16 protein-coding genes are annotated in these 19256 nt (G+C 68.6%); 11 read left to right on the forward strand and 5 right to left on the reverse strand.

The features are described 5' to 3' along the window. Positions 1-21 precede the first annotated feature (21 nt). The 8 genes from BM172_RS08455 to BM172_RS08490 all read left to right on the forward strand — a co-directional run bounded on the left by BM172_RS08455 (position 22) and on the right by BM172_RS08490 (position 8772). The gene (locus BM172_RS08455) at positions 22-1218 is read left to right on the forward strand and encodes an argininosuccinate synthase (protein ID WP_026635275.1); all 1197 of its coding nucleotides are present in this window, start codon (positions 22-24) and stop codon (positions 1216-1218) included. Positions 1219-1323: 105 nt separating this feature from the next. Continuing rightward, positions 1324-2424 carry an acetylornithine deacetylase gene (locus BM172_RS08460; RefSeq protein ID WP_026635276.1) on the forward strand — a complete coding sequence of 367 codons (1101 nt, stop codon included), beginning with the start codon at positions 1324-1326 and terminating at the stop codon, positions 2422-2424. Positions 2425-2461: 37 nt separating this feature from the next. Continuing rightward, positions 2462-3727 (forward strand): acetylglutamate kinase, encoded by a 1266-nt coding sequence (locus BM172_RS08465; protein WP_231504198.1) that lies wholly within the window; start codon positions 2462-2464, stop codon positions 3725-3727. Between the two features lie 6 nt (positions 3728-3733). Beyond that, on the forward strand, positions 3734-4693 hold the full coding sequence (gene argC, locus BM172_RS08470; RefSeq protein ID WP_026635278.1) for an N-acetyl-gamma-glutamyl-phosphate reductase: 960 nt from the start codon (positions 3734-3736) through the stop codon (positions 4691-4693). Between the two features lie 25 nt (positions 4694-4718). Further along, on the forward strand, positions 4719-6020 hold the full coding sequence (argH, locus tag BM172_RS08475; protein WP_026635279.1) for an argininosuccinate lyase: 1302 nt from the start codon (positions 4719-4721) through the stop codon (positions 6018-6020). A 10-nt stretch (positions 6021-6030) separates the two neighbouring features. After that, the gene (locus BM172_RS08480) at positions 6031-6378 is read left to right on the forward strand and encodes a cupin domain-containing protein (RefSeq protein ID WP_026635280.1); all 348 of its coding nucleotides are present in this window, start codon (positions 6031-6033) and stop codon (positions 6376-6378) included. Continuing rightward, a complete protein-coding gene (gene proB, locus BM172_RS08485; RefSeq protein ID WP_090423567.1) occupies positions 6371-7513 on the forward strand; it encodes a glutamate 5-kinase in 1143 nt (380 codons plus the stop codon). Before BM172_RS08480 ends, proB begins: the two co-directional genes overlap by 8 nt. Next, positions 7510-8772: a glutamate-5-semialdehyde dehydrogenase gene (locus BM172_RS08490; RefSeq protein ID WP_026635282.1), complete on the forward strand. Its 1263-nt coding sequence runs from the start codon at positions 7510-7512 to the stop codon at positions 8770-8772. The genes proB and BM172_RS08490 overlap by 4 nt, the downstream gene beginning before the upstream one ends. A gap of 100 nt (positions 8773-8872) precedes the next feature. Here BM172_RS08490 and BM172_RS08495 read toward each other — a convergent pair whose 3' ends face one another. Continuing rightward, the gene (locus BM172_RS08495) at positions 8873-10597 is read right to left on the reverse strand and encodes a hypothetical protein (protein WP_026635283.1); all 1725 of its coding nucleotides are present in this window, start codon (positions 10595-10597) and stop codon (positions 8873-8875) included. 212 nt (positions 10598-10809) lie between these two features. Between BM172_RS08495 and BM172_RS08500 the strand changes: the two genes are divergently transcribed. Then, on the forward strand, positions 10810-12204 hold the full coding sequence (locus tag BM172_RS08500; protein ID WP_035323325.1) for an esterase-like activity of phytase family protein: 1395 nt from the start codon (positions 10810-10812) through the stop codon (positions 12202-12204). Positions 12205-12304: 100 nt separating this feature from the next. On the opposite strand, the gene kynU is transcribed toward BM172_RS08500, so the two are convergent. The 4 genes from kynU to BM172_RS08520 form a co-directional block, all read right to left on the reverse strand. After that, positions 12305-13591 carry a kynureninase gene (gene kynU, locus BM172_RS08505; protein ID WP_026635284.1) on the reverse strand — a complete coding sequence of 429 codons (1287 nt, stop codon included), beginning with the start codon at positions 13589-13591 and terminating at the stop codon, positions 12305-12307. 101 nt (positions 13592-13692) lie between these two features. Next, the gene (locus tag BM172_RS08510; protein WP_026635285.1) at positions 13693-14199 is read right to left on the reverse strand and encodes a hypothetical protein; all 507 of its coding nucleotides are present in this window, start codon (positions 14197-14199) and stop codon (positions 13693-13695) included. A gap of 22 nt (positions 14200-14221) precedes the next feature. Continuing rightward, on the reverse strand, positions 14222-15235 hold the full coding sequence (locus tag BM172_RS08515; RefSeq protein ID WP_026635286.1) for an amidohydrolase family protein: 1014 nt from the start codon (positions 15233-15235) through the stop codon (positions 14222-14224). A gap of 152 nt (positions 15236-15387) precedes the next feature. After that, positions 15388-17475 carry an FUSC family protein gene (locus BM172_RS08520; protein WP_026635287.1) on the reverse strand — a complete coding sequence of 696 codons (2088 nt, stop codon included), beginning with the start codon at positions 17473-17475 and terminating at the stop codon, positions 15388-15390. Positions 17476-17743: 268 nt separating this feature from the next. On the opposite strand from BM172_RS08520, the gene BM172_RS08525 reads away from it, so the two are divergent. Continuing rightward, positions 17744-18256: a TetR/AcrR family transcriptional regulator gene (locus BM172_RS08525; protein WP_231504199.1), complete on the forward strand. Its 513-nt coding sequence runs from the start codon at positions 17744-17746 to the stop codon at positions 18254-18256. A gap of 150 nt (positions 18257-18406) precedes the next feature. Next, positions 18407-19237, forward strand: a complete 831-nt coding sequence (locus tag BM172_RS08530) for a hypothetical protein (RefSeq protein ID WP_197022864.1) — start codon at positions 18407-18409, stop codon at positions 19235-19237. The last annotated feature ends 19 nt before the right edge of the window (positions 19238-19256 follow it).

The raw sequence follows: 19256 nt of genomic DNA on the forward strand, positions 1-19256 counted from the left end.
CATCCAGGATTCCCGAAAGCCATGAGCAAAGACATCGTCCTCGCCTTCTCCGGCGGCCTCGACACCAGCTTCTGTGTGCCCTACCTGAAGGAGCGCGGCTGGAACGTGCACACCGTGTTCGCCGACACCGGCGGCGTGGATGCCGAGGAGCGCGCCTACATCGAGGCCCGCGCCCAGGAACTGGGCGTGGCCAGCCACGTCACCGTCGACGGCGGTCCGGCGATCTGGAACGGCTTCGTCAAGCCGTTCGTGTGGGCGGGCGAGGGCTACCAGGGCCAGTACCCGCTGCTGGTGTCCGATCGTTACCTCATCGTCGACGCGGCGATCCAGCGCTGCGCGGAACTGGGCACCCGCGCCATCGCGCACGGCTGCACCGGCATGGGCAACGACCAGGTGCGTTTCGACCTCGCCGTGAAGGCGCTGGGCGACTACGAGATCGTGGCGCCGATCCGCGAGATCCAGAAGGAACACACCCAGACCCGCGCCTATGAGCAGGCGTATCTGGAAGAGCGCGGCTTCCCCGTGCGCGCCAAGCAGAAGAGCTACACCATCAACGAGAACCTGCTCGGCGTGACCCTGTCCGGCGGCGAGATCGACCTGTGGAAGGCGCCGGGCGAAGGCGCCCGCGGCTGGTGCAAGCCGCGCGCCGAATGGCCGTCCGAAAAGCTCAGCGTCACGCTTGGCTTCGAACACGGCGAGGCCGTGTCGCTCAACGGCGAAAAGCTGCCGGGCGCAAAGATCCTCGCCAGGCTCAACGAACTGTTCGCGCCCTACGGCGTCGGCCGCGGCATGTACACCGGCGACACCACCATCGGCCTGAAGGGCCGCATCGTGTACGAAGCCCCGGGCCTGATCTCGCTGCTGGCCGCGCACCGCGCGCTGGAAGAAGCCGTGCTGACCAAGCAGCAGAACCGCTTCAAGCCGGAGATCGCGCGCAAGTGGGTGGAGGTGGTCTACGAAGGCTTCTTCCACGATCCGGTCAAGACCGACCTGGAAGCCTTCCTCGCCTCCAGCCAGCAGCAGGTCAACGGCGACGTGGTGCTGGAAACCTCCGGTGCGCAGGTCACCGCGGTGGAAGTGCGCTCGCCGCACATCCTCAACGCCAAGGGTGCAACTTATGCGCAGTCGGCCGACTGGGGCGTGGCCGAGGCCGAGGGCTTCATCAAGCTGTTCGGCATGAGCAGCACCCTGTGGGCGGAAGTGAACCGGAAGGGCTGAGCAGCCATGAGCCATCCACTGCGCGGCGGCATGCCCATGCCGTTCGCCCGACGACGACACCTCCGGGCATAAGGCCCGGGCATAAGCGACAAGAAGACGGATTTCATGAGCCAACTACTCGACGACACCCTCCGACACCTCCGGGCCCTGGTCAGCCATGACACGCGCAATCCGCCGCGCGAGATCGGCACCGGCGGCATCTTCGACTACCTGCGCGAGCAGCTCGCCGGGTTCGAAGTGACCGTCACCGATTTCGGCGCCGGCGCAGTGAACTTGTACGCCGTGCGCGGCAAGCCGAAGTACCTGTTCAACGTGCACCTGGACACGGTGCCGGATTCGCCGCACTGGAGCGCCGATCCGCACGTGCTGCGCGTGGAGGGCGACCGCGCCATCGGCCTGGGCGCCTGCGACATCAAGGGTGCCGCCGCCGCGCTGGTGGCCGTGGCCAACGCCACGCAGGGCGACATGGCGCTGCTGCTGTCCACCGACGAGGAAGCGAACGACGCGCGCTGCATTGCCGGTTTCCTCAAGGACCATCCGGTCTACGAGGCGGTGATCGTGGCCGAGCCGACCAAGGGCGAGGCGGTGCTGGCGCATCGTGGCATCCATTCGGTGCAGATGCGCTTCAGCGGCAAGGCCGGTCACGCCTCGGGCGAGCAGAAGCCGTCCGACAGCGCAGTGCACCAGGCGGTGCGCTGGGGCGTCGCGGCGCTGGACTATGTGGAAAGCCAGGCGCATGAGCGCTTCGGCGGGCTGACCGGCCTGCGCTTCAACATCGGCAAGGTCGAGGGCGGCATCAAGGCCAATGTGATCGCGCCGACCGCCGACGTGCGCTTCGGTTTCCGTCCGCTGCCGTCGATGGACGCGGACCGGATGCTGGAGACCTTCCGCACCCTGGTCGAGCCGCAGCCAGTGGAATTCGGCGAGACCTTCCGCGGCGATTCGCTGCCGGCCGGCGATACCGCCACCGCGGAAACGCGCCGCCTGGCCGCGCGCGACCTGGCCGACGAGCTCGGCATCCCGGTCGGCAACGCGGTGAACTTCTGGACCGAGGCGGCGCTGTTCTCCGCCGCCGGCTACATCTCCTTCGTCTACGGCCCCGGCGACATCGCCCAGGCGCACGCCGCCGACGAATGGGTCGCGCTGGAGCAGCTGGACCATTACGCCCAAACCATCTACCGGATCGTTGACCGTGGAAGCGCATAAGCACACCCGCAAGACCATCGTGAGGCTGCTGTCGAGCATGGGCAGCGCCAAGGAAATCCAGCAGTACCTCAAGCGCTTTTCGCAGCTGGACGCGAAGCGCTTCGCCGTGGTCAAGGTCGGCGGCGCGGTGCTGCGCGACGACTTGCCGGCACTGACCTCCTCGCTGACCTTCCTGCAGCAGGTGGGCCTGACCCCGATCGTGCTGCACGGCGCCGGCCCGCAGCTGGACGAGGAGCTGTCCGCCGCCGGCATCCAGAAGCAGACCGTCAACGGCCTGCGCGTGACCTCGCCCAAGGCGCTGGCGATCGTGCGCAAGGTGTTCCAGGAGCAGAACCTGCGCCTGGTCGAGGCGCTGCAGGGCATGGATACGCGCGCCACCTCGGTGCCGTCGGGCGTGTTCACTTCCGAATACCTGGACCGCGACGTCTACGGCCTGGTCGGCAAGGTCAGCAGCATCAACCTGGCCCCGATCGAGGCCAGCCTGCGCGCCGGTTCCATCCCGGTGATCGCCAGCCTGGGCGAGACCGCGGAAGGGCAGATCCTCAACATCAATGCCGACTTCGCCGCCAACGAACTGGTGCGCGTGCTGCAGCCGTACAAGATCGTGTTCCTCACCGGCACCGGCGGCCTGCTGGACGACAAGGGCCGCATCATCGACTCGATCAACCTCAGCACCGAGTACGAACATCTGATGGCGCAGCCGTGGATCAACGGCGGCATGCGCGTGAAGATCGAGCAGATCGCGGATCTTCTTTCCAGCCTGCCGCTGACCTCGTCGGTATCGATCACCCAGCCGTCGGAGCTGGCCAAGGAGCTGTTCACCCACAAGGGTTCCGGCACCCTGGTGCGCCGCGGCGAGAAAGTGCTGCGCTACGAGTCATGGGAGGGCATCGACCTGGCGCGCATGCGCGAGCTGATCGAATCCAGCTTCGGCCGCAAGGTGGTGGCGGATTACTTCGAGCGCACCAGGCCGTACCGCATCTACGTCAGCGAGAACTACCGCGCGGCGATGATCCTCACCCAGGAGGAAGGCCTGGCCTATCTCGACAAGTTCGCCGTGCTCGACGACGCCCAGGGCGAAGGCCTCGGCCGCGCCGTGTGGCAGGTGATGCGCGAGGAAAACCCGCAGCTGTTCTGGCGCTCGCGCCACGGCAACCAGGTCAATATCTTCTACTACGCCGAGTCGGACGGCTGCTTCAAGCAGGAGCGCTGGAAGGTGTTCTGGTACGGGCTGAAGAATTTCGGCGAGATCGAGCGCTGCGTGGCGCACTGCGCCGTCCGTCCCGCCACTCTGATGGACTGAACGCTCATGAGCATTGACAAGAAAACCATCGGCATCGTCGGCGCGCGCGGCCATACCGGCGCCGAGCTGATCCGCCTGATCGCCACGCATCCGGCGCTGGAGCTGGGCTTCGTGTCCTCGCGCGAGCTGGACGGCCAGCGCGTGGCCGAGCACGTCGACGGCTACGCGGGCGAGCTGCGCTACGCCAATCTCGATCCCGCCGCCGTCGCCGCCCAGGGCGCCGACGTGGTGGTGCTGGCCCTGCCCAACGGCAAGGCCGCGCCCTATGTGGAAGCGATCGATGCGGCGAAGCCGGAGACGCTGATCCTGGACCTGTCCGCCGACTACCGCTTCAACGAGCGCTGGTACTACGGCCTGCCGGAACTGACCCGCGGCAAGTGGCGCGGCGAGCGGCGCATCAGCAACCCCGGCTGCTACGCCACCGCGATCCAGCTCTCCATCGCGCCGCTGAAGGACGTGCTGGCCGCGCCGCCGGTGAGCTTCGGCGTGTCGGGTTATTCCGGCGCGGGCACCACGCCCTCGGACAAGAACAACCCGGAGAAACTGCGCGACAACCTGATGCCGTACTCGCTCACCGGCCACACGCACGAGCAGGAAGCCAGCCGCCATCTCGGCCTGCCGGTGGAATTCATGCCGCACGTGGCGCCGCATTTCCGCGGCCTTACCGTCACCACCAACCTGTACCTGGTGCGTCCGATGAAGCGCGAGGAAATCCTGCAGCGCTTCCGCCACGCCTACGACGGCGAGAAGCTGGTCAAGGTGGTGGACGAGGCGCCGTGGGTCAGCCAGATCGCGCACAGGCACCATGCCGAGGTGGGCGGTTTCGCGGTGTCGGTCGACGGCAAGCGCGTGGTGATCGTCGCCACCCTCGACAACCTGTTGAAGGGCGCCGCCACCCAGGCCATCCAGAACATCAACCGGGCGATCGGCGTGGACGAATACACCTCCATTCCGCTCGAAGGCTGACTCAAGTTTCCCCAGGACCCTCCCCATGACCCAACCCCTCTGGCAGAAATCCGGCATCCAGATCGACGCCCGCATCATGCGTTTCCTCGCGGGCGACGACGTGGTGCTGGACCGCGAGTTCTTCCTGCATGACATCACCGCCAGCAAGGCGCACGTCGAAGGCCTGGCCAAGATCGGCGTGGTCAGCGCCGACGAGGCGGCCGCGCTCAAGCGCGAGCTCGATGCGCTGGCCGCGGATTTCAGCGCCGGCGATTTCGTGCTGGACGAGAGCTACGAGGATGGCCACTCCGCCATCGAAGCGCGCCTGACCGAGCGCCTCGGCGACGCCGGCCGCCGCGTGCACACCGGCCGCAGCCGCAACGACCAGATCCTGGTCGCCACGCGTTTGTGGCTGAAGGACCAGCTGGCCGTGCTGGAAACGCATTGCCGCGCCATCGCCGAGGTCTGCCTGGAGCGCGCCGCGCAGCCGGCCCTGCCGCTGCCGGGCTATACGCATATCCAGCGCGCGGTGGTGTCGTCCACCGCGATGTGGTTCGCCGGTTTCGCCGAAGGCTTCATCGACAACACCCTGCGCGCGCGCCAGACCGCCGCGCTGATCGACTGCAACCCGCTCGGCACCGCCGCCGGCTACGGCGTCAACCTGCCGCTCGACCGCGAGCACACCACGCAGGCGCTGGGCTTCGCGCGCATGCAGGTCTCGCCGGTCTATGCGCAGCTGTCGCGCGGCAAGTTCGAGATGGCCGTGCTGGAAGCGATCGCCGCCGCGCTGCTGGACGTGCGCCGGCTGGCCTGGGACCTCTCGCTGTTCACCACCGCCGAGTTCGGCTTCGTCAAGCTGCCGTCCGAATACACCACCGGCAGCTCGATCATGCCGAACAAGCGCAATCCCGACGTGGTGGAACTGCTGCGTGCCAGCTACGCCAGCGTCGCCGCCGCGCGCACCGAGATCGAGCAGCTGCTGTCGCTGCCGTCGGGCTACCAGCGCGACCTGCAGTTCTCCAAGGGCTCGCTGTTCCACGGTTGCCGCCACGGCCTGGCCGCGCTGGAACTGGTGCCGGACCTGCTGGCGCGGATGGAATGGCACGAGCCGGCCATGCGCGCGGCGATCGAGCCGGCGATGTACGCCACCGACGTGGCGATCGAGCAGGCCGCCGCCGGCGTGCCGTTCCGCGACGCCTACCGTGCCGCGGCCGATGCCGCGGCGTCGGCAGGCGCCGGCCGTACGCCCGAGGGCAGCCTCGCGGCACGCGTATCGCCCGGCGCGGGCCACGACCTGCGGCTGGACGAACTGAAGGCGCGGCTGGCCGCGCTCACGCCCGGGCACTGAGGCTATCGCAATGGATCCCGTCAGCACTGCCAACGCACCGCATTACACCTGGGGCCAGCAGTGCGACGGCTGGCACCTGCTGCAGGGTTTCGACCTCAGCGTGATCGAGGAGCGCATGCCGCCGGGCACCGCCGAGGTGCGCCACCGGCACGTGCGTGCGCGCCAGTTTTTCTACGTGCTGGAAGGCGAGGCGGTGCTGGAAGTGGAGGGCGTGGCGCATCGCCTCGGCGCGCGCCAAGGTCTGCAGGTGCCGCCGGGCGCCGCGCATCAGATGCGCAACGAATCGGACGGCGAATTGCGTTTCATCGTGGTGTCCTCGCCCAAGAGCCATGGCGACCGGGAGACGGTCGATGGCTGAGCACCTGCCCGCGCAGCCACTGCCGAACTGGCGGCGTGCGGTGCTGAAGGTCGGCAGCAACCTGCTGGCGGCCGACGGTGGCGGACTCACGCCGCGCCATGCCAGGGCGCTGGCCGCCTTTATCGGCGACAGCCATGCGCAGGGGCGGCAGGTGGTGCTGGTGTCTTCCGGCGCGGTCGCCGCCGGCCGCGCCCTGCTGCGCGAACGCGCCTTGCCGGGCGATGACCTCGCCGCGCGTCAGGCGCTGGCCGCGCTGGGCCAGGCGCCGATGATCGCGCTGTGGCAATCGCTGTCGCCGCGACCGGTGGCGCAGGTGCTGCTCACCCATGACGACCTGCGCCATCGCCGCCGCTATCTCAATGCACGCGCCACGCTGCGCGAGCTGCTGCTGCTCGATGTGCTGCCGGTGGTCAACGAGAACGACACCGTGGCGGTGGATGAGCTCAAGCTGGGTGACAACGACAACCTCGCCGCGATCGTCGCCGCCCTGGTCGATGCGGACCTGCTGCTGATCGCCTCCGACATCGATGCGCTGTACGACGCCGATCCGCGCCGCGTGCCTTCCGCCGTGCCGGTGCCGCATGTGTCCACGCTCACCGCCGAGGTGATGGCGATGGCCGGTGGCAGCGGCAGCGCGGTCGGCACCGGCGGCATGCATACCAAGCTTGAGGCGGCGGTGAAGGCCGGCGCGGCCGGCGTGCCGACTGTGCTGTTCGATGGCCGCAACACGGAGACTGTGGCGGCGCTTGCCGCAGGGCAGCTGCACGGCACCCTGTTCGATGCGCCGCGCAGCCGCATGCAGGCGCGCAAGTACTGGCTGCGCCATGCGCCCGCGGCGCCCGGCAGCATCCTGGTCGACGACGGCGCGGCGCGCGCGCTGGCCGGCGGTCGCGCCTCGTTGTTGCCCGGCGGCATCGTCGGCGCGGACGGCGAGTTCCACCGCGGCGACATGGTCGAGATCGTCGACGTCACCCGGCGGCCGGTGGCGCGCGGCCTGAGCCAGTACGGCGCCGCCGAAGTGCGCCGCCTGGCCGGCAGGCACAGCAGCGCGATCGACGCGGTGCTCGGCTACAGCTACGGCGCGGAAATCGTGCATCGGGACGATCTGGTCGTCCTGGCGGAGGTCCATTCATGAGCGAGATGCGAACCCAGGCGCTGGCCTGCCGCGATGCGGCGCAGGTCTTGGCGGAACTCACTACCGAGGCCAAGCGCGCGCTGCTGCAGGCGCTGGCCGATGCCTTGCACGCCGGCACCGGCGTGGTGCTCGAAGCGAACGCGCGCGACATGGCCGCGGCGCGGGAGAAGGGCGTGCAGGGCGCCATGCTCGACCGCCTGCGCCTGGACGAGGCGCGCGTGGCCGGCATCGTCGCCGCCTTGCGCGAAGTGGCCGCGCTGCCCGACCCGGTCGGCGTGGTCACGCGCCGCGAGACGCGTCCCAATGGACTGGAGGTCGAGCGCGTGCGCGTGCCGCTGGGCGTGATCGCGATGATCTACGAGGCGCGCCCCAACGTCACCGCCGACGCCGCCGCGCTGTGCCTGATGGCCGGCAACGGCGTGATCCTGCGCGGCGGTTCCGAGGCCGTGCATTCCAATACGGCAATCGCCGGCGTGCTGCGCCAGGCCCTGGCTGCGCAGGGCGTGCCCGAAGCGGCACTCACCCTGGTCAGCGATCTGCGCCGCGAGACCATGGTCGAACTGCTGCAGTTGAGCGATATCGTCGACTTGGCGATTCCGCGCGGCGGCGAAGGCCTGATCCGTTTCGTCGCCGAGCATGCGCGCGTGCCGGTGATCAAGCACTACAAGGGCGTCTGCCACCTGTACGTGGATCGCGCCGCCGACCAGGCGCTGGCGCTGGACCTGCTGGTCGACGGCAAGACCTCGCGGCCGGGCGTGTGCAATGCGCTGGAGACGCTGCTGGTGCACCGGGACATCGCCGCTGAGTTCCTGCCGCGCGCTGCCGATGCACTGGGCCGGCGCAAGGTGGAACTGCGCGGCTGCGAACGAAGCCGGGCGCTGGTGCCGGCGATGAAGCCGGCGGACGAGACCGATTACGCGGCGGAGTATCTGGACCTGATCCTGGCGGTGCGCATCGTCGACGACCTGGAGGCCGCGCTCGCGCACATCCATCGCTACAGCTCGGACCACACCGAGGTGATCGCCACCCGCGACGAGGACGCGGCGCGCCGCTTCGTGCGCGGCATTCGCTCGGCGGTGGTGATGGTCAATGCCTCGTCGCGCTTCAGCGACGGCGGCGAGCTGGGCCTGGGCGCGGAGATCGGCATCTCCACCACGCGCCTGCACGCATATGGGCCGATGGGTGCGGAGGCGCTGACGGTGGAGCGCTTCGTGGTGCGCGGGGACGGGCAGGTCCGCCACCCCGAAAGCCGCACCTGAGGCCCAAGCGCACCGGCGTAGGTTGGGGTGAGCCAGAGGCGAACCCCAACAGGCGTCGCAAAGCCACGCGCCTGTTGGGGTTCGCTGCGCTCACCCCAACCTACTTGCGGTTGTCGTCGATGTTGTCCAGCACATCCTGGATGTACGACTTCACCATGTCCTGCGACGCCATCGGTCCATTGACCGGCAAACCTTCCAGCACCGAATTCTTGATGAAGTTGCTGGCGTTCAACCGGAAGGTCTCCAAGGCCTGCTGATCGCCATTGAGCGAATCGGTGAGCTTCTTCTTCAATGCGTCGGTCTGTGCCGTGCTGAGCGTATCGGCGCCTTTCAGGGCCTCGTCGATCACGCCATCCAGCTTCGGGTTGTTGCCGAACACGCCCTTCAGCTGCGGCCCGACCACGCCGCTGACGGTGCCGCCACCCGGCACCGCCGACAGCGCCACATCCACCACGAAGCCCACCAGCTTTTCGTTCGCCGCGGCGCGCTGGTCGCTGTCGATCTTGGCCTGCTGCATCGCATCCATCGCGGCGCCACCGAGCATGCCAAGCTGGCTGCGTGCGTCGCTGACGCTGACGCCGTCCTTCGGCTGGCCGCTGTTGGCGATCTCGTTGCGCAGCTGCGACCAGGCCGTAATGGTCTTCATCGCCGCGGCCGATTCCTTGTTGTCGGGATTGAACACCGTCAGCCGCAGCAGATTGCCCAGTTCCATGGCGTTCTCGCCGAACTGCATCGCATGCCCGTCCTTGCCCGGCACGCCGCTCTCGTCCCAGTTGCCCAGCTCATCCAGCACCGCCTTGCCATGCTCGCCCGCCAGCAGGTGCGTCAACGACGCCGACAACGGGCCCAGCGGCTTGTCGCTGTACATGTCGTAGAAGATCTCGTGGTTCGCCGAGCTGGCGTAGCGGGCGATCTGCACCGCCATCGCATCGCCATCCTTCGACGCCGGCAGCTGCGCCACCGAATCGATCAGCACGGACAACGGATTCTTCAACCCATCCACCGCGCCCAGCGAATTCTGGAAACCGATGCTGGACTGCCCGATCGCCTGCAGCGCGGCATCGCGCTTGTCTGCGGGGACGGCGGCGAACACGCGCGCGGCCATGCCAGGATCGCCGGAATCGGCGGCGATCTGCATCGCGATGCCGGCCGCGTGCGGACCGTGGCCGTCGGCCAGCAGCTTGCCGGCGAACTGCTCGCGGAAGCCTTGCATCGCCGGCGAGCTGCCGCCCGCGGCGAGGAAGTTGCGCACCTGTTTCCACTGCTGGTCCAGCAGCGCGGGCGCGCGCTCGGACAGCGACGGGATCTGCAGGAAGCCCTCGGCCTTGCCCTGGTCGATGCGCCCGCTGGTATAGGCCTGGGCGAAGCCGTCGGCGACGGCGGCATAGCCGGCGTCGTCGGTGCGGCCTTCGTTGTGCATGCGATCGAGGATGTCCAGTTTCATCCACGACTGCATCGCGCCGTGGTCCTTGCTCAGCAGCTGCTGCACCAGGCGCGCGCGCGAATCGGTGTCGAGCCTGGCCATCTCCTGGCTGAAGCGGACCATGCGGCTGTCGTAGTCGTCAGCGATCAGGAAGCGATCGCCGGTACCGAGAATGTCCGAGGCCGTTTTCTTGATCTCGTCGTCGCTCGCGTGCTTTCCGCTGCTATCGCCACCGCCGTCTGGCAGGCGATAGGCGGCCATGTCCGCATGCGGGCTGTAAGGCAACTGCGGCGTGGAGGTGTGCGCGGAGGGCAGGGCGTTGGCATTCGCCCTGGCGACGACCTGGGGATCGAGTTCGGGCAGGATGCGCGGCGCGCTGGCGCCGTCGAGTTTCATGTTCATGACGCGCTCCGGTCGGCAGTCTCCACCCGACCGTAGCCCCGGCGACCGGGAGCCGCATCTGGGGCGATCCCTAGGTGACAGATCGATGACACGGCGCTGCGCGAAAAAAGCGCGTGTCCCGTCGCAATCTCCGAACGGTCATCGGCCGCGTCACAGATTGGCAATGCGCCGATAGCAGGCTCGGCGGATCGTCCCAGCCTGGAGTGCCTCGCATGCGTACCAAGCTCGTTCTCGCTGTGCTCGCCGCCATTGCCGCCGCTGCGCCGGTCCATGCCGGCGTCGAACTGATCGCCGCGGGCAGCCTCGACGCCCACCAGGGCGATCGCGCGATGCGTACCGCCGCGCCGCTGGAGAACGGCGTGCCGGGCAATCTGCTCGGTGGCCTCGGTTCGGCGCTGGCCTATGCCGGTTGCGACCGCTTCGTGGCCTTGCCCGATCGCGGGCCCAATGCGGTGCCCTACGACAGCGTGGTGGACGACACCAGCTCGTATATCGCGCGCTTCCACACCCTGCGCATGGAACTGCGCCCGGCCGGCGCGGACGCCGCGCTGCCGTTTGCGTTGACGCCGAAGCTGGAACGCACCACGCTGCTGTGGGACCTGTTCCCGCTGTACTACGGCGACGGCCGCGCGGCGAACCTGCCGGACGGCGCGCCGCGTGAGAACCATGCATTCCATCATTACTTCAGCGGCCGCTCCGACAATGCCGATCCGTCGCGCGGTTCCGGCTGGCCGCTGGACGGGCGGCTGGATCCGGAAGGCATCCGCGTGTCGGCCGACGGCGACGCGGTGTTCGTCTCCGACGAGTACGGCCCCTATGTCTACAAGTTCGACCGCCGCAGCGGCCGCCGCCTCGACAGCTACGCGCTGCCGGCGCATTTCTACGTGGCGAAGACGGCGTCGCACGGCGCGGACGAGATCGCCGGCAATACGTCCGGCCGCGTTGCCAACAAGGGCATGGAGGGCCTGGCCATCTCGCCCGACGGCCGCGTGCTGTTCGGCGCGATGCAGGCGCCGCTGATCCAGGACGGCGGCGACGGCGCGCCGGTGCTGCGCATCGCGCGCATCGACCTGCGCACGCGCCAGGTGCGCGAGTACGCCTATCCGCTGACCAATTCAGGCACGACGGCCAAGCCCAAGTACAACGGCGTGAGCGAGATCCTGGCGGTGAACGACCACCAGCTGCTGGTCGACGAGCGCGACGGCAAGGGCTTCGGCGACGGCTCGGAGGCGAAGTTCAAGCGCGTGTATCTGATCGACCTGGCTGGCGCGACCGAAGTGGGCAAGCTCAGCGGCGCGGCGGCGCTGGCTGCCGTGGCGGTGCAGAAGACGCCGTTCCTGGACGTGGTCGCCGAGCTGGGGCGCCACGGCATGCTGCCGTCGGAGATTCCGGCCAAGCTCGAGGGCCTGAGTTTCGGGCCGGACGTGACGCAGGACGGGCATCGCCGCCACACGCTGTTCATCGCCAACGACAACGACTTCCTGGCCGATGTCACTGACGATCTGCATCCGCAGGGCGCGGCGAATCCGAACCGGTTCTTCGTGTTTGCGTTCGACGACGCAGATCTGCCGGGCTTGAAGCCGCAGCGGATCGAGCACTGCCAATGACGTAGGTTGGGGTGAGCCGCCAGGCGAACCCCAACACCACCAGCTTCGAGCATCTCGCGATGTTGGGGTTCGCCTGGCGGCTCACCCCAACCTACGCCGCTTACGCGGGGCGGTGTGCCCAGGCGCGCACCGCCTCCGCAAACCCCACGCAATCCTCAAACCGGTTGTACAGCGGCGCAGGCGAAATCCGGATCACATCCGGCTCGCGCCAGTCGCCGACGACACCGTGCTCCATCAGGTACTCGAACAAGGCCCGCCCACGCTCGCGTCCGCCAAGCACGCGCAGCGACAGTTGCGAACCGCGCCGCTCGGTCTCGCGCGGCGTCACCGATTCCAGCACGTCTGCCAGCTGCGTCTGCACCAGCCACTCCAGGTAACCGGTGAGGCGCAGCGACTTCTCGCGCAGCCGGGCCATGCCGGCGCGGTGGAAGATCTGCAGCGATACGCGCAGCGGCGCCAGCGAGAGGATCGGCGGATTGGAAATCTGCCAGCCGTCCGCGCCGGGCGTGGGCACGAATTCCGGCCCCATGCGGAAGCGCGACTGCTTGTCGTGGCCCCACCAGCCGGCGAAGCGCGGCAGGTGCTCGGTGCGCGCGTGGCGGTCGTGCACGAAGGCGCCCGCCACGGCGCCGGGGCCGCTGTTGAGATACTTGTAACTGCACCACACGGCGAAGTCCGCGCCGCTGTCATGCAGGCGCAGCGGCAGGTTGCCGACGGCATGGGCGAGGTCGAAGCCGACCGTGCAGCCCTGGCGATGCGCCAGCCCGGTGATGGCCTTCAGATCGAAGGCCTGGCCGGTGCGGTACTGCACGCCCGGCAGCAGCACCAGCGCGATGCGCTCGCCATGCTCGGCCAGCGCGCGCTCGATCGCACCCATCGACAGCGTGCCGTTCGGCTCGTCCGGCTCCAGCTCGATCAGCGACAGCGTGGGGCTGAAGCCATGGAAGCGAATCTGCGATTCCACCGCATAGCGATCGGTGGGAAAGGCGCCGGCTTCGATCAGGATGGCGTGGCGGTCCGGCGTGGGGCGGTAGAAGCTGACCATCATCAGGTGCAGGTTCACGCCCAGCGTGTTCATCGCCACCACTTCGGACGGCAGCGCGCCGACCAGTTCGGCGAGGTCGTCGCGCACGTACTCGTGGTAGTCCAGCCACGGCTGGCGGCCCTTAAAATGGCCTTCCACGGCGAGCGCGCCCCAGTCGTCCAGCTCGGCGGTGAGCGCCTCGCGCACGGCGCGCGGCTGCAGGCCCAGCGAGTTGCCGCAGAAGTAGTGGCTGGCGCGGCCGTCGTGCGGCGGGATCAGGAATTCGTCGCGGAAGGCGCGCAGCGGGTCGGCGGCGTCCTGGGCGCGGGCCCATTCCAGGGTGGCTTGGTAGGCGTTCGACATCGAGGCGGATCTCGCGCTTGGCACAGCGCTGAAGCTTAGGCCATGCCGGCGCGCAAAGAAAAAGCCCGGGCGCAGGCCCGGGCTTTTCGAAGCGGCGGCGCTTACTTCAGGCGGTCGGCGATGGCGTCGCAGCCCTTGTCGAAGGCGGCCTTCCAGGCCGGGCCGGCCTGGCTCTGCGCCGGCCGTACGCAGCGCAGCTGGATGGCGTGGCCTTCGCGGAACCAGTAGCGCTCCACATAGCTGAACTGGGTGCCGTTCTCCTGCGCGGTGTAGGTGCTGGCGTTCGGCGCGGGGCTGCTGCCGGCCTGGTAGCCGCTGAGCGCCTTGGCCTTGGCGTTGGCGGTGTTCACGTAGGCCTGGAAGGCGCTGACGTCCGGCACCTGCTTCACGGTGACAGTGACCCGCGCCAGGGCGGTGCTGCCGGTGGGCGAGGTGTCCGGCACCTGGAACACGCGCAGTTCCGGGTCGCCCTGGGTCTCCATGATGGCCAGCCAGTTGTCGGGAGTGCTGAAGTGGAGGGTGCCGTTGGCCATCTCCACTTCGCCGGCGTAGGCCGAACCGGCCAGCAGCAGAAGGCAGGCCAGGAGGGTGTTGCGCAGGAAACTCATGCCGGGTGTGCTCTCGATAAAGTCAGTCGGATGCGAAACGGTAGAGAGGCAGGCCCAGCCATTCCAAGGCCGTGCCGTGGAACAGGCGCGCTCGCGCCGCCTCCTCCAGCCCCAGGGCCTCGATACCGCTGCCCGGGTGCTGCTCCCCCAACGGGAAAGGATAATCCGTGCCGAGCATCACGCGCTCGACGCCGGTCACATCCAGCAGATAGCGCAGGGCCTGCGGGTCGTGCACGCAGGAGTCGAAGTACAGCCGCTTGAGGTATTCGCGCGGGTTGCGCGGGTTGTCGGTGGCGACCAGGTCCGGCCGCATGCGGAAGCCGTGCTCGATGCGCCCGATGCTCCAGGGGAAGCTGCCGCCGCCGTGGGCCAGCATCACGCGCAGCCGCGGCAGCCGTTCCAGCACGCCGCCGAACACCAGGCAGCAGCCCGCGCGCGACTGCTCGGCCGGCATGCCGACCAGCCAGGGCAGCCAGTACTTGGGCATGCTGGCCGCGCCCATCATGTCCCAGGGATGCACCATCACCGCCGCGCCAAGGTCGGCGGCGGCCTCGAAGAACGGGAACAGCTCCGGCGCGTCCAGGTTCCAGTCGTTGCAGTGCGAGCCCACCTGCACGCCGTGCAGGCCGAGCTCGTCGATGCAGCGCTCCAGTTCGCGGATCGCCAGGTCCGGCGACTGCAGCGGCACGGTGGCGATGCCGGCGTAGTGGCGCGGATAGTCGCGGCACAGGCCGGCGACGTGGTCGTTGAGATGCCGGTGCAGCTCCAGTGCCTGGTAGCCGGGCGCCCAGTAGGAGAACAGCACCGGCACGGTGGAGACGACCTGTACCGCGACGCCGAAGCGGGCGTAATCGTCGATGCGGTGCTGCGGATCGAAGGCCGATTCCCACACCTCGCGGAAGAACTTGCCGTCCTTGTAGATGCGGTGCTTGCCGTCGTGATGGGTCATCACGGGGAAGCGGAGGTCGTCGAACTTGGCCGCAAGATTCGGCCAGTCGCGGGGCAGGACGTGCGCGTGGGTGTCGATCTTGAGCATGCCGGCGAGTGTAGGCGCTTGCCGTGGCGGTGCCTTGTCGCGGCGCGGCAAAGCCCATGGCCACCGACGTAGGTTGGGGTGAGCCGCAGGCGAACCCCAACGAACCTGCATGTACACGCGCCTGTTGGGGTTCGCCTGCGGCTCACCCCAACCTACGCCGTGGTTGCGCTCTTCTCGCGCTCGCCGCGCCCGACGATGTGCGCCAGCGTGTTGACGTTGTCCACCAGCCGGTCGCTGATGCGCTCCAGCAGTTCCGCCGCGCGGCGGTCCTCGGCCATGGCCAGCAGCGAGGCCAGGCTGCGCTGCAGGGCGCGCAGGTCGGGCAGGTCGGTGGGGGACTGGTGGTCGCGCAAGGCGGTGGCGATGGTGTGCAGGGCGGCGGCGGTGTGTTCGGCGAAGGCGCCGATCTCGGTGGCTTCGGGCAGCGCGTCGTGGTCGTTCATCACGGCTTCGAGCGTCATCGCCGTCCGCGCCAGGCGGTTGCCGTTGGCGAACAGGGTGCTGGCCAGATCCATCAGGTGCGGCGGCGTGGCCGGTTCGGCGCGCATGCGGTCGAGCGAGGCCTGCGCATTGGTGCGCGCGGTGCGCGCGGCGGTGCGGGCTTCGCGATGCGCGTCGCGGCGGCCGGGGCGGGTCAGTGCCTGCAGGTAGCCGGCGTAGGCGTCGAGCATGTCGGCCAGTGCGGCGCGTGCGCGGCCGCGTTCCCAGGTCGGCCACAGCACATACGCCAGCAGCGCCATGCCGCAGCCCAGCGCGGTGTTGAGCACGCGGTCGGCCACCGCGGCGCTGGAATTGACGCCTTCGAACGAGAGCAGGATCACCACTGTGCCGGTCAGCGCGGCGACGGCGATGCCGTAGTGCGCATTGGCCAGGTAGCGGAACGCCATGCACAGCACCGCCATCACCACCAGGTGCGCCCATGGATCATGCGGCGTGAAGTGCAGCACCGCCGTGGTCAGCACCAGGCCGAGCACGGTGCCGACCACGCGCAGCAGACCGAAATTGAAGGTGGCGCCGAAGTCCGGGCGCAATACGATCGCCGCGGTCATCGGCAGCCAGTAGCCGTGCGGCAGCGCCAGCTTGCGCGCGATGAACAGCGCCGCGCTCAGGCACAGGGCGCTGCGCACCGCATGGCGGAATGCGACCGAGTGCGGCGTGAGGTTGGCGCGCAGGGTGGCGAGTGCGGAATCCGAACGCAGCGCCAGCGGCAGCGGCGTTTCCGCGGCCGAGGCGCGCAGTTCGCCGCGGCTGCCGGCCCAGTTGGCGTTGCGCACCGCCGCGGCGAGCTGGCCGGACAGCGCATGGATATGCGCGGCCAGCCCTTCGCCGGAACCGCCGCGGCCGAGCAGGGCGTTCTCGCTCGCCTGCAGGGTCTGCAGCGCGCGCTCGGCCTGCTGCGGCGGCTCGGCCGCTTCCAGCGCATCGGCGATCGCGGCCAATACGCGCGCGGCGTCGCCGCGGAACATCGCATGCACGCCGGGATTGGCGCGCAGCTCGGCCATCGCGGTGAGTTCCAGGCGGATGCGCTCGGCGATCTCCAGCAGCACGCGGAACGCTTCCATCGCGCGTCCGCTGGCGTGATGGCGGCCGAGCAGGGTGTGCTGCAGCGTGGTCATCGCATCGCTGAGCGCCGGCACGTCGGCATCGTCATGGGCCTGCTGCCGCGCCAGGCTGGACAGGCCGCGATACACCGCGGCCAGGGCGTGCCGCTCCGGGCGGTAGCGCTGCAGCGGCCACGCCGCCACCGAGAACATGGCCAGCAGCAGGCCGCCGGCGAAGATCAGGCCGGCGCCGCCCAGCGCACCCGCCAACGTGGTGGGCGAGGCCGCGGTGACCACCAGCAGGATCATGCTGGTCATGCCCACCCGTGCGATATCGGTGCCGAACACCACCAGCAGGCCGCCGCAGAAGCCGAACGCGGCCGTCGCCACCAGCATCGGCAGCAACTGGTCGCCCAGCAGGAAACCCAGCACCGAGGCCAGCCCCGCCGCCAGGGAGGCGAGCAACAGCTGCCACATGCGCTGGCGGTAGGGGCCGGGCTGGTCCGAGAACATGGTGTCCAGCGCACCCGCGGCGACGCCCAGGCCGATTTCCGCATGGCCGGTGGCCAGGCCAAGCCCCAGCGGCAGGATCACCGCCGCGGTATTGCGCAGCACCACGCGCGGCGGCACGTCGGGGCGCTTGGCGGTCAGCAGGCTCTCGATGACAGTGGCACGTAGCGAATAGCCGCTGGCGGGCATGGGTTCTCGTTCGCTCCTAAACGATTCGTGGATTCTGCCCGAGCCGGGCTGAAGAGGGTGGGAAGCCTTTCGCGCGCTTGGGAACACGAGCGCTTCCTGGCGGAAGTGCATAGGTCGAAGAGGCGGGCGCGATCCGGGCCATTCCGGTGCTCAAATCACTTGCAAGCTAAATCACTTACAGTAGGCCGCCGTGGCATCCCGGGAAGGAAGCCGCGGCTTAGCAATCTGGAAGGCCCATATGAAAACTGATCCATCCAATTTGATCGAGGTGTCGCTGTCGCTGTTTCGGAGCAAGGGATACCGGCGAACCTCGATGGCCGATATCGGCCGGGCGACCGGCCTGCTCAAGGGCAGCATCTATCACCACTTTCCGAACAAGGAGCGCTTGCTGATCGAAGTGGTGCAGCACGTCATCGGCCTGTTCGAGAACGGCGTGTTCACCGAGGCGCGGCGCGCCGACCTGAGCGAGAAGCAGCGCCTGGACGGCATGGTCGACGCGGTCGAGAGTTATTACATACAGCACCGCGTCTGCGCGCTGGTTCACTTATGGCCGGACGCGCTGCAGGAAAGCGACGAGGCGCGCGGCATGATCCAGCAGTTCTTCCGCGACTGGCGCGATCTGCTGGCCGGTCTATTGGCCTCCCGCTACGCGGAGGCGGAGGCACACCGCCTGGCCACGGACGCCCTGGCCCGGATCGAGGGGGCGGTGATCTGGCTGCAGATCGCCGGGGAGGAAGAGGCCCTGCGCGAATGCAGTAAACAGGTGCGTAACTTGTTGTAGCTTCGCAAAAACCGCTTTACACGGCCCCATGCCGTCTGGTAGAAAACCAAACGTTTGGTTTTGGCTGTTCGTGCAGGCAGACCCAGGGGGAACACCATGCATTCGTTGATGGCTGATCTGGATCAACCCCGCAGAAAGGCGATCGCCGCCATGCGGGCGAGCATCGCTCCGCATCTATGGCAACGGAATGCCGCCTTCGTCGAAAGCTTGAGGCAACTGATCGCCACGCATCCGGTGGCGCGGCATCGCGCCATCGGCGTGCTCAACAGCGGCGGGCTGGACCTGCACGCGATGCGCACCATCCACCTGGAATACCGCCACGCGATCGTGCAGATCTTCACCGACGCGCTGCTCGCCGCGCAGTTGCAGACGCGCCAGCTGGAGCCGCGCCTGCCGCCGGGCGCCAAGCTCGCGCCGCGCTTCCTGATCACGCTCAACGACCTGGACGAATTCGGCTTCCGTCCGGGCCTGGACGCGGAAGGCTATTACCGCGGCAATCCGGCCTATGCGCATTACCCGCTGTTCGAGCGCGTGCTGGACGATTACGGCATCGGCACGCAGCAGCGGCTGTCGTACCAGGCCAGCCGCATCTCGCGTTCGGTGCGGCAGTTCCTCGAGCACAGCTATGGCGATTATCTCGACGTGGTGGTGCTGCTCGCCGCCGCCGAGGAAGAAGTGATCCTGTTCAGCCCGCCGCTGCGCGAAGCCACGCGCGCGTTGGGCATCGATGTCGACGACGGCTACTACTTCGTGCACGGCGTCAGCGAGGACGTCACCGCCGACGCCGCCGACGACGACCACGAAAACGATCTGTGGCTGGCGCTCACCCAGGCGCTGACGCCCGAGCACTATCCGCGCGTGCAGTCGCTGTGCATGCGCTATTGCGATCTGTGGGACCAGTTCTGGACCGCGCAGCTGGCGATGATGCGCCCGGCGGCGGCTTCCCTGGCAGGCACCCAGGGGCTGGCTGAAGCGGTCTAGCGGGGGCATTGGGACGGAG

This window comes from Dyella marensis, from assembly GCF_900112865.1.
GTDB classification, from domain to species: domain Bacteria; phylum Pseudomonadota; class Gammaproteobacteria; order Xanthomonadales; family Rhodanobacteraceae; genus Dyella_D; species Dyella_D marensis_A.

What these genes read in the sequence shown, in the direction of transcription:
- BM172_RS08455 (WP_026635275.1), top strand. Translation starts at nt 22, where the DNA reads ATGAGCAAAGACATCGTCCTCGCCTTCTCCGGCGGCCTCGACACCAGC.
- BM172_RS08500 (WP_035323325.1), top strand. Translation starts at nt 10,810, where the DNA reads ATGCGTACCAAGCTCGTTCTCGCTGTGCTCGCCGCCATTGCCGCCGCT.
- proB (WP_090423567.1), top strand. Translation starts at nt 6,371, where the DNA reads ATGGCTGAGCACCTGCCCGCGCAGCCACTGCCGAACTGGCGGCGTGCG.
- BM172_RS08480 (WP_026635280.1), top strand. Translation starts at nt 6,031, where the DNA reads ATGGATCCCGTCAGCACTGCCAACGCACCGCATTACACCTGGGGCCAG.
- BM172_RS08465 (WP_231504198.1), top strand. Translation starts at nt 2,462, where the DNA reads ATGGGCAGCGCCAAGGAAATCCAGCAGTACCTCAAGCGCTTTTCGCAG.
- kynU (WP_026635284.1), bottom strand. Translation starts at nt 13,591, where the DNA reads ATGTCGAACGCCTACCAAGCCACCCTGGAATGGGCCCGCGCCCAGGAC.
- argH (WP_026635279.1), top strand. Translation starts at nt 4,719, where the DNA reads ATGACCCAACCCCTCTGGCAGAAATCCGGCATCCAGATCGACGCCCGC.
- argC (WP_026635278.1), top strand. Translation starts at nt 3,734, where the DNA reads ATGAGCATTGACAAGAAAACCATCGGCATCGTCGGCGCGCGCGGCCAT.
- BM172_RS08520 (WP_026635287.1), bottom strand. Translation starts at nt 17,475, where the DNA reads ATGCCCGCCAGCGGCTATTCGCTACGTGCCACTGTCATCGAGAGCCTG.
- BM172_RS08490 (WP_026635282.1), top strand. Translation starts at nt 7,510, where the DNA reads ATGAGCGAGATGCGAACCCAGGCGCTGGCCTGCCGCGATGCGGCGCAG.
- BM172_RS08495 (WP_026635283.1), bottom strand. Translation starts at nt 10,597, where the DNA reads ATGAACATGAAACTCGACGGCGCCAGCGCGCCGCGCATCCTGCCCGAA.
- BM172_RS08510 (WP_026635285.1), bottom strand. Translation starts at nt 14,199, where the DNA reads ATGAGTTTCCTGCGCAACACCCTCCTGGCCTGCCTTCTGCTGCTGGCC.
- BM172_RS08460 (WP_026635276.1), top strand. Translation starts at nt 1,324, where the DNA reads ATGAGCCAACTACTCGACGACACCCTCCGACACCTCCGGGCCCTGGTC.
- BM172_RS08515 (WP_026635286.1), bottom strand. Translation starts at nt 15,235, where the DNA reads ATGCTCAAGATCGACACCCACGCGCACGTCCTGCCCCGCGACTGGCCG.
- BM172_RS08530 (WP_197022864.1), top strand. Translation starts at nt 18,407, where the DNA reads ATGCGGGCGAGCATCGCTCCGCATCTATGGCAACGGAATGCCGCCTTC.